The organism is Campylobacter coli LMG 9860 (assembly GCF_000254135.1).
Lineage (GTDB): Bacteria > Campylobacterota > Campylobacteria > Campylobacterales > Campylobacteraceae > Campylobacter_D > Campylobacter_D coli.
The window spans coordinates 19680-28759 of the sequence record NZ_AINS01000031.1 but is presented as its reverse complement, the minus strand read 5'-3'; the positions used below and the strand labels follow the sequence as shown (position 1 = coordinate 28759).

Genomic DNA, 9080 nt, shown 5'->3' with positions numbered 1-9080 from the left:
TCATCAAAAATAGCTAAAGAAAGTAAAAACAGCTTAAGACTAGAAGGAATTCTATTTCCTAAAAGCATTAAAATACCTACTGCAAATGCTATATCTGTAGCTGTTGGGATAGCCCATCCTTTCATAGCAAATTCATGAGAATAATTAATAGCAGAAAAAATCAAAGCAGGGACAATCATACCTCCCAAAGCTCCAAATATAGGTAAAGAAACCGATCTTATATTTTTAAGTTGTCCGCGTAAAATTTCATATTTTAATTCAAGTCCTATACAAAGGAAAAAAATAGCAATCAAACCATCATTTATCCATAAATCCAAAGATTTAGCAATCTGAAAATGATCAAATCCTATAGTAAAATTAGCATGAAAAAAATCTGTATAAATAACGCTTAAGGAAGAATTTTTAAAAAGTAAAGCCAAGAGAGTAAAAAATATGAGCAAAATGCCTGGAAAAGTTTCACTTAAAATTATTTTCTTTACAGCTTGCATTTGCGCCCCTTGATTATAAAATTCAATATGTTAATTATTATAACCAAAAAATATTAAAGAAATGATTATTTTAACAAGTTATATCCTTATTTAGGGTGTAAAGCACACCCTAAATTTAAAGATACTTAAGCGTAAATATCTAAACCGCTAGAGCTAGAAGTTTGCAAAGCAGAAGCCCCCGATGCACTCTCCATACCTTTGATAAGCTCATTCATCAACACTTCATTTGTATCCATTGATTTTTTCAAAACTGAAGTATTTACCGCTGTTAATAAATTAGCATTACTCATAGTTGCGTCTGAAATCATAACACCCTCCTAAGTATAATTTATGTATGAAGACTTAAGTAGTATCGGAAAAAATTTTAAACACTTAACCCTTTAAATTCGATAAAAATAATTTTTATTTTTGTTTAATATGGTTTGTATTATACTTCTATCAATATTGATAATAAATATTATTTTTTATATTTTTTAAGGAAATGTATGAAATTTTTTAAAATTTTGTTTTCTCTCTCTATGCTCTTTCTAGCAAATTCTGTTTTTGCTAGAGTTGATGATTATGTAGCAGAAGCTAATACTATTAAAAATATATTAGAAGAGAGTATAAAAAGCTATGAAAAGGGCGATAATTTAAAGGCTAAAAAACTTAGCGAAGATGCTTATTTTCAACACTTTGAAAATATGGAAGGTTCCATTGGAAGAAATATAGGCAAAAAAGCCATCACCATGGAAAGAAAATTTACAAATTTGCGTCGCTTGTATAAAGATAAAGCGCCCATAGAGCAAATTGATGCTTTAATTGAAAGTCTTTATTATGATTTAGATGAAGTTGCACCGATTTTGCAAAATGGTTATCGCTTACAAGCAGAAGCAAGTGATACAAATTACGATAAAGCAGCAGCTGAAAAATCAAGCATACAAGCCAATGCCAAGCGTGAAGCAGAAGCAGAAGCTTTGATTGCCCAAATGATGGGTATTGATAAAAATGATTTAGCAAAAACTAATTCTTCTTCTAGTACCCAAAACGAAACTATAAATGATAGTATAAATAATGATTTACAAGCTGCCGCTGCAATGGACGCAAGATTGCAATTTATACTAGATAATATCTCTACCAAATTTTCACAGACTGCTAATGCTTTTAAAGAAAAAAACTACCAAGCTAGTAAAGATTTTTTAAATGATGCCTTATTTAGTGATTATCGCAATACCAAAGTAGAAATTTTAGTAAATAAATTTACCAAAGCAGGAAACGATCAAAAAATTCAACAAGCCATACGCACCCTTATACGCCAAATCAACGATGCAAAAATAGATGAAAAAGGCTTAAGAGATGGCTTAGATAATATAGAAGAACAAATTTTTGATGTTTTCTTACAAATTCCAAATTCAGAACTTTCAAGTTTGCAAATTTCAGGCTTTAATGATGAAACAAAAGGCAAAGATTATGCCAAAGTTTCTAATAATATCAAACTTGCTTTAGATGAAATTTTAAAAAATTATGATGGCTTTAGCACTTCTATGGTAGATGATTTACAAGGAATTTATCTAGATATTTTTGAAGCAAGCGGTATGGAAAATAAAATCGGTGCTGTAGATAGCGGCTTAAAACTTAAAATAGAAAGTTTATTTTCCAAAGGTGTGGCACTGATTAAAGCAAGTGCAGATAAAAAAGAGCTTGAAGCTACTTTTAATGACTTAGAACAACTCATAGCAAGCAGTGTGGATAAAATTCAAGATTCTACTCCTTATTCGCTGTTTATATGGGCTTTAAGTATTATTTTACGTGAAGGCTTGGAAGCTTTGATTATCGTTGTAGCCATTGTTTCTTATCTTGTGCAAAGTGGTAATAAAAATCGTCTAAATATCGCCTATAGTGCTCTTTTTACAGGAGTGATTTTAAGTTTTATTACCGCTTTTGGAGTTTCTTGGCTATTTAAAGAAAATGCAGGTCAAAGTAGAGAGCTTATAGAAGGTATTACCATGCTTATAGCCGTATTACTACTCTTTTATGTGGGCTTTTGGCTACTTTCAAACGCACAAAATAAAAAATGGACAAGCTTTATCAAACAAGGTGCTATAGATGCTATATCAAATAATAGCGCAAAAACCCTTTGGATTACCGTATTTTTAGCTGTTTATAGAGAAGGTGCAGAAACTGTGCTTTTTTATCAAGCCTTGCTTTTTGATGCTAAAACAAGCACTGATTTTGGTGCTGTTTTTGGCGGACTTGGACTTGGAATTTTAATACTTATTGTTTTATATTTTCTTTTAAAAGCAGGAGCCATTCGCATACCTGTAAAACAATTTTTCTATATCACTTCTTACATTATTTTTTACATGGTTTTTGTTTTTACAGGCAAAGGCATAGCCGAACTCATAGAAGGAAAAGTCATCATTCCTAGTCTTATACCTATGAATTTTGAACCGATTTTATGGCTTGGAATTTATCCTTACTATGAGACTTTAATCCCTCAATTTATAGTTTTAATTATGCTAATTATTGGCATTTTAATAACAAAACAAATTTCAAAAAAAGGAGTAAAATCATGATAAAAAAAGTTTTATCAGTAGTTGCTGCAGCTGCGGTTATTAGTACAAATTTATTTGCAGGCGAAGTGCCAATTGGCGATCCAAAAGAACTTAATGGCATGGAAATAGCCGCTGTTTATTTACAACCTATTGAAATGGAGCCAAGAGGTATTGATTTAGCTGCATCTTTAGCAGATATTCACCTAGAAGCTGACATTCACGCACTTAAAAACAATCCAAATGGTTTTCCAGAAGGTTTTTGGATGCCTTATTTAACTATAGCTTATGAACTTAAAAATACCGACACAGGTGCAATTAAACGTGGAACTTTGATGCCTATGGTGGCTGATGACGGTCCTCACTATGGTGCAAATATTGCTATGGAAAAAGATAAAAAAGGTGGCTTTGGCGTAGGAAATTATGAACTTACTTTTTATATCTCAAATCCTGAAAAACAAGGATTTGGACGCCATGTCGATGAAGAAACAGGTGTGGGTAAATGGTTTGAGCCTTTTAAAGTTGATTATAAATTCAAATACACAGGCACACCAAAATGATTTTACACTCGGATTTTCCGAGTGTTTAAATATTTTTATTTTTATTTTAAAATCAAAATAACAATGTTTAAAGAGTAAATTATGAGTATATATTTTGTGCATTTTCTTTCTAGTATCTTGCCCTTAAGCATTTTAATGGCTTTTATTACGCCCGATAAAAGATATATTTTTAAAAGCTTTTTAGCTCTTTTTTTAGGCTTTTTATTTGGATATTTTGCTTTTTTTATTGCAGCACAATTTCTAAAAACCGAGAATTTGATATTTAATTTCAATTTTATTTTTATAGCCTGTTTGCTTTTGAGTTTTGTGTTTTATTTTTGGCAAAAAATAGAAATTTTAAGTTTTATTTTACTAGGAATTTTGAGTTTTTGCATAGCTTTGCATTATTATAATTTAACTCAAGATTTTCCTATATTTAATGGTGTTTTAATCGATAGCGAAGCCATTTCTTCTTTAGGTTTTATTGCTTTAGCTTTATTAATTTGTATTTTAATTTTCTTCTTTTTAAAGTGGCAAAAGAATATCAACAAAAAAGCAAGTTTTATACTTTTTTTAATCCTTATTTTTATAGAAGGAGATAAGGTTTTAGCAAATATATTGCTTACACTGATGCGAAATTCTTTCATAGAAACTCATACTTTTTTAGTAAGTTTTGTTGGAAAAAGTAATTATTTTGGTGTTTTTGGAATTTATGTTTATTTATTTTTCATCATTTTTTTAGCATTTTTAAGTTTGCAAATTCGCAAAAAAAATATTGTAAAAAAGCAAATTTTAGATATTGTTTACCGCAAAAATGAAGCAAAAAATACTCTCATAAATCGCTATTTTTCTAGTGTTTTTATCTCTTGTATTTTGAGTTTTTGTATCATCTTATACTTTTTTATGGTAAGTTCTAAACCCTTAAGCATAGACGAGCCTACAGAACTTTTACCTGATAAAAATAGCAAATTTATCTTTGATGTAGCGCTTTTAAGAGATAACAAACTTCATCGTTTTGCTTATATAAGCGAGCAAGGCAAAGTGATAAGGTTTTTCCTCATCAATAAAAGAGAAGATAGGGATTCTCCTGTGGCTGTTTTTGATGCTTGTGCTATTTGTGGGGATATGGGTTATATTAAAAAAGAAGGGGAATTAATTTGCATTTCGTGCAATGTGCGAATTTTTCTACCGAGTGTAGGAAAAACAGGGGGTTGCAATCCTATCCCATTAAAATACGATTATGATGGTGAAAAAATCACCATAGATGTTAAAGATGTTGTAGCAGGATCTAATTATTTTAGTCAAATTAAAGATATACAAGTGCAAGATCCTGTTTCAAAAGATAAGATCATTAACACTCAAGCACCTTTTTCTTACAGCTATAAAGGTATAACTTATTATTTTTCAAATGAAAAAAACTATGAGGAATTTAAGAAAGATCCTATGAAATATGTAGAAGATACAGAAGCTTTATTTTTAATCCAAAGGAGAAATAATGCTAGTTAAAATGATAACTCATTCTATCTTTAGAAATAAAATTCAAAAATTTCTAGCTTTTCTTACTTGTTTTTTAGCTACGCTTTTGCTATGTACAATGTTAAATATCACTCTAAGTATAGGTGATGAAGTAACTAAGCAACTTAAAAGTTATGGATCTAATATACTGGTTTTGCCTAAAGGCTCAAGCCTTAGCATAGAAATAGGCAATGAGCTTTACGAACCTTTAAAAAATAAAAACTATTTAGAAGAAAAAAATTTATATATGCTAAAAGATATTTATTGGCGAAACAATATCACAGCCTTTGCTCCTTTTTTAGAAGGAAAGATAGAAATAAAAAGCAATAATTCCTCAAAAAAAATACTCCTTTATGGTACTTATTTTCAAAAAGTGATTGAAATAAAAGATGATGATGATTTTATCACAGGTATTAAAAGTCTTTATCCTTATTTGAAAGTGCAAGGCAAATGGGCTAAAGATGACAGCAATGAAATCATGCTAGGCGAAGATTTTGCTAAAAATAACGATCTTAAAATCAATGACACGATACAACTCATAGGAGAGAATAAAATTTCAAAAGAAGTAAAAATTGTAGGAATTTTACTCCACGCCAATCCTAAAATGTCAAACAAAATCATCACTCCTTTAAATTTAGCTCAAGAATTATTAGAAAAAAAAGGCTTATATGCAAGTGCTGAAGTAAGAGCTTTTACCATACCTGAATCAGCCCTTTCTGAAAAGGTACGCCGAATGGGCGAGGAAAAACTCGATCAAATAGAATACGATAAATGGTATTGCTCAGCTTATGTAGGATCAATTGCTAGTCAAATTAGCGATGGCTTGCCAGGAGCGGATGCAAAAGCACTCAATGCCATAAGCGATGCACAAAGTTTGGTTGTTAAAAAAATTCAGTCTTTGATGGCTATTACTTGTATTATTTGTCTTATTGTTGCAAGTATTGCTATATCAAGTTTAATGAGTTCTGAAATTCACCGCAGAAAAAAAGAAATAGGGCTTTTAAAAGTACTGGGGGCAAATACATTTCAAATTTACTTACTTTTTGCAGGTGAAAATTTGATCATAGCTTTAGTTTCTGCTGTATTTGGATTTATTTTTGGCATAGGACTTTCAGAGCTTATCAGCCTTGGAATTTTTGGATATTTTATAAACATTGCTTTTATAGCCTTGCCTTTAAGTCTTGTGTTTGCAGGTTTGATAGCTATACTTGGATGCTTGCTTCCTATAAAAAATATTGCAAATCTTTCTCCCGCAGGAGTTCTTTATGGTAGATAAGTTTTTTTTAAATGAGCTTTTTAAAAGCATTGCTTTTTCTTATCAAAGACTTTTTATTATTGTCTTAAGTGTTTTTATAGGAGCACTAACTTGCTCGGCTTTTTTAAATATTTATTTTGATATTGATACAAAGCTTTCTAAAGAATTAAAAGCTTATGGAGCAAATGTTATCATCGAGCCTAAAAATGATAAAGAACTTATCTTAAATCAAGACTATGAAGAAGCAAAAAAGAATTTAAAAGCTAGAGCCTTAACTCCTTTTTTGTATACATTTTTAAATTTGGGTAGCACTAGTGGAGTAGTTTTGGGTACAGATTTTAGAGCCTTAAAGATAACTAAGCCTTTTATAGAAGTTAAAGAAGGGAGCTTTTCTCTAAGTGATTTTGATGAAAATTCAGCTTTTTTGGGTATTAATTTATCCAAACAACTAGGACTTAAAGTAGGCAATGAACTTCAAATTTACAACCCAGAAAATGGCAAAACTACCAAGCTTACGATAAAAGGCATACTCTTAAGTAATGATGAATTAGACAGCATAGTTTTAGCGCCTTTAAGCGTAGTACAAAATTTAAGCGATACCTTTGGAATTCAGTATGCTAATGCGGTTGTTTATGGGAATTTTGATGAGATAAATACAAAAACAAAAAATATTAGCAATGAAAGCATTAATGCAAAACCTATTTCATCAGTATCTTTAAGCGAAGGCCTAGTTTTAGACAAAATAAAAGCTTTAATGTTTTTAATCATACTTGTTGTCTTAATCATAGTCACAACAAGTGTAAACACCACTCTAAGCTCGATTATATTTTCGCGTAAAAAAGAAATTGCCTTGCGTTTAGCCTTGGGTGCTAAAAAAAGTGAAATTTTCAAGCTTTTTGCTTGTGAATATTTTATCATTAGTCTTTTTGCTAGCATTATAGGAGCTTTTTGTGGGATATTTTTAGCAAATATATTTGGATATTTGATTTTTAATGCAAGTATAGATTTTAGATTTAAGGCTATATTTATGGCTTTAATTGTTTCTTTGTTTTTTGCTTTTTTAGCTGCCTTTTTTCCTATAAAAAAAGCATTAAAAATCAATGTCTGTGAAAATTTGAAAGGTGAATAATGAAAGAACTTATACAAATTAAAAATTTAAGCAAAAAATTTGGTAAAGTAAAAGCACTGGATAATATAAATTTAAATATTTACAAAGGAGAATGGCTTGCCATCATGGGTCCTTCTGGAAGTGGAAAATCAACGCTTTTAAATATATTATCTCTTATGGATGATCCAAGCAGTGGTAAATACATTTTAGATAATGAAGATTTAGAACAAATAAATGAAGAGCAAAAAATCACTTTGCGCCGAGAAAAAATCGGGCTTATTTTTCAGCAATTTCATCTCATTCCTTATCTTAGTGCCTTAGAAAATGTTATGCTTTCGCAATACTATCATTCTAGCGTAGATGAAGAGGATGCAAAAGCTGTACTTGAAAAAGTAGGGCTTTCACATCGCCTTAGCCATTTACCAAGCCAACTAAGCGGTGGAGAGCAACAAAGAGTTTGTATAGCAAGAGCATTGATTAACAATCCTGAAATTTTACTTGCTGACGAGCCTACAGGGAATTTGGATGAAGCCAATGAAAAAATCGTTCTTGAAACCTTGCAAAAATTAAAAAATGAGGGTAAAACCATAGTCTTGATCACACACAATCCCGAATTAGCAAAATTTGCAGATCGCACCCTTATCTTGCAACATGGAATTTTAAAATGAAAAAAGTATTTTTATTTTTCATAAGTCTTTTTTTGCTCAATGCCTGCTCTTTTGACACAAATCAAGACCAAGGTAAAATTGGCCAAATAGGAGCTGAAATTTCAGCCAAAGATACTTTAGGAAAGGCTGTTAAATTAGCTGATGATAAAAGCAATATAAAAGTCTTAGTTTTCTTTCAAAATGGATGTCCTTCTTGTTTGCAAGAGCTGCCTTCTTTGGATAAATTTATGCAAGAACACCCAAATAAAATCAGCGTTTATGCTATAAATTCGGTAGATAAAGTTGAAGTCGTTCAGGTTTTGGCCGAACAATTAAATTTTAAAAATATCAAAGTTTTAACCGATGATCTTAAAATCACCAATGATCGCTACGCTGTATTTGCAACTCCAACCACCATCATACTTAAAGATGGGATTATAAAAGAAAGAATTTTAGGAGAAAAACCATGGCAAACTTTCGAATCCAAACTTATCTCTTTGCTTTAATTGTAGCTTTATTTTTTATAGCTTGCGATAGTGGAGAAAATTTTAAAGCTTTAAATAGCAATAAAATTTATAATTTCTCTTATAATGGTTTTGAAAAAAGTTTAAAATTAGACGATCAAACACAAAATTTTGCATTAGTATTTTTTACTAAAGATTGTGGGGTTTGTAAAGAGCAAATTCCTATTTTGCAAGATTTAGCTAAAAATTATGATTTTAATATTTTTATAGTACTAGGCGATGCTAAAGATGCAAAGGATGCTAAAGCTTGGGCAGATGAAAAGGGTTTGTCGCATCTGGCTTTATTTTATGAAAAAAAAGCAGCCAAATATCTCTCAGGTGCAGTTGGAGAAATATACGGAGTACCTGTACTTAGCTTTTTTAAAGAAGGCAAGATAGATGAAAAATTCATAGGCTTAACGCCTTATGGTGTGCTTGAAAATGAGATTAAAAAGTTAAAAATTTAATTTTGCTATAAATCAAGATTATAATTA

10 protein-coding genes are annotated in these 9080 nt (G+C 30.5%); 8 read left to right on the top strand and 2 right to left on the bottom strand.

The features are described from left to right. Together CCO88_RS04360 and CCO88_RS04355 are read right to left on the bottom strand one after the other, a co-directional pair. Positions 1–488 (bottom strand): Na+/H+ antiporter NhaA (locus CCO88_RS04360; RefSeq protein ID WP_002781326.1); only part of this gene is annotated, 488 nt, incomplete at its 3' end. 125 nt (positions 489–613) lie between these two features. Continuing rightward, positions 614–796 carry a putative motility protein gene (locus tag CCO88_RS04355; protein ID WP_002778846.1) on the bottom strand — a complete coding sequence of 61 codons (183 nt, stop codon included), beginning with the start codon at positions 794–796 and terminating at the stop codon, positions 614–616. 177 nt (positions 797–973) lie between these two features. Between CCO88_RS04355 and CCO88_RS04350 the strand changes: the two genes are divergently transcribed. From CCO88_RS04350 to CCO88_RS04315, 8 genes are all read left to right on the top strand, one after another. Then, positions 974–3043: an FTR1 family iron permease gene (locus CCO88_RS04350; RefSeq protein WP_002806184.1), complete on the top strand. Its 2070-nt coding sequence runs from the start codon at positions 974–976 to the stop codon at positions 3041–3043. Further along, entirely contained in the window at positions 3040–3579 is a 540-nt protein-coding gene (locus CCO88_RS04345) for an iron transporter (protein ID WP_002778842.1), read from the top strand. Before CCO88_RS04350 ends, CCO88_RS04345 begins: the two co-directional genes overlap by 4 nt. Positions 3580–3660: 81 nt before the next feature. Further along, the gene (locus CCO88_RS04340) at positions 3661–5064 is read left to right on the top strand and encodes a Fe-S-containing protein (RefSeq protein ID WP_002839570.1); all 1404 of its coding nucleotides are present in this window, start codon (positions 3661–3663) and stop codon (positions 5062–5064) included. After that, the gene (locus CCO88_RS04335) at positions 5051–6349 is read left to right on the top strand and encodes an ABC transporter permease (protein ID WP_072224516.1); all 1299 of its coding nucleotides are present in this window, start codon (positions 5051–5053) and stop codon (positions 6347–6349) included. Before CCO88_RS04340 ends, CCO88_RS04335 begins: the two co-directional genes overlap by 14 nt. After that, a complete protein-coding gene (locus CCO88_RS04330; protein WP_002781335.1) occupies positions 6339–7457 on the top strand; it encodes an ABC transporter permease in 1119 nt (372 codons plus the stop codon). The genes CCO88_RS04335 and CCO88_RS04330 overlap by 11 nt, the downstream gene beginning before the upstream one ends. Further along, positions 7457–8104, top strand: coding sequence for an ABC transporter ATP-binding protein (locus CCO88_RS04325; RefSeq protein WP_002781337.1), 648 nt, complete (start codon positions 7457–7459; stop codon positions 8102–8104). Before CCO88_RS04330 ends, CCO88_RS04325 begins: the two co-directional genes overlap by 1 nt. Then, positions 8101–8589, top strand: coding sequence for a TlpA family protein disulfide reductase (locus tag CCO88_RS04320; RefSeq protein WP_002778824.1), 489 nt, complete (start codon positions 8101–8103; stop codon positions 8587–8589). The genes CCO88_RS04325 and CCO88_RS04320 overlap by 4 nt, the downstream gene beginning before the upstream one ends. Beyond that, positions 8550–9053, top strand: a complete 504-nt coding sequence (locus CCO88_RS04315) for a TlpA family protein disulfide reductase (protein ID WP_002778823.1) — start codon at positions 8550–8552, stop codon at positions 9051–9053. Before CCO88_RS04320 ends, CCO88_RS04315 begins: the two co-directional genes overlap by 40 nt. The last annotated feature ends 27 nt before the right edge of the window (positions 9054–9080 follow it).